This is a genomic window from Mycobacterium sp. NGS62 (genome assembly GCF_059812285.1).
In genome coordinates this window covers 1-775 of the sequence record NZ_JCALCK010000081.1, presented here as the reverse complement: position 1 = coordinate 775, position 775 = coordinate 1, and the positions used below count along the sequence as shown (strand labels likewise).

Sequence of the window (775 nt, the reverse complement as noted above, 5' to 3'; positions counted from 1 at the left end):
GTGGATGCTGGTGAGTTCGGTGCGGTTCCAGCCGTAGCTTCGTTTGATGTGGTTGATTCGTCCTTCGGATCCGGTACGCCATTTGACCTTGTCGCGGAAGGCTCGGCGGTGTTCGAACTCGCGGCGCGCGGCGCCTGGTCTGCTTTTGCGGGGGATCGCCACACTGCGCACACCCAGCTCATGCAAGTCACGTTCTACAGAGGCCTCGCCATAGCCGCGGTCGGCGGTGACCGCGCGCGGTGTATGGCCGCTGCGGCGGGTGATCCGTTGGATCGCCGGGGCCAGCTGCGGGGCGTCGGGCGGGTTGCCGATCTCAATGTTGTGGTCGAGGATGACCCCGTCGGCGTTGTCGACGATCTGGGCTTTGTAACCGAATTCGACGGGCTTGCCCAGGCGTCCTTTGCGGATCGGACGGGCGTCGACATCGTGCAGGCTGACCAGCCGGGTGGCCGATTCGGGCATCACCCCGGACAGGCGGCAATGGGCCTGGGCTACAACGCGTTCGGTGCGTCTGACGATGGTGTTCAAAGCGTTGATCGCCCGGTGCAGTCGGCCTTTGCGCTGCCCGGTCGCCGTGCGCAGCGCGCGTTTGGCATTGCGGATCACCGTTGTGGCCTCACGCATCGCTTGTTGGGCGATCTCGGCCAGTTCACCGGTAATGCGCCGTACCGCGGCCTGGGACTGGTCACGTTGCTGCTCACCGCGCAGCTTGAGCTTGGCCGCGATCGAGCGGGCTCGCCGGCCCGCCGAGCGGCGCCGATCGCGCGCTCGGGTG

General features: G+C 66.7%; 1 pseudogene. It reads right to left on the bottom strand.

The window, feature by feature from the left end:
* Positions 1 to 81: 81 nt before the first annotated feature.
* Positions 82 to 775, bottom strand: a pseudogene (locus AC5Y49_RS24790) (transposase); the annotation flags it as partial.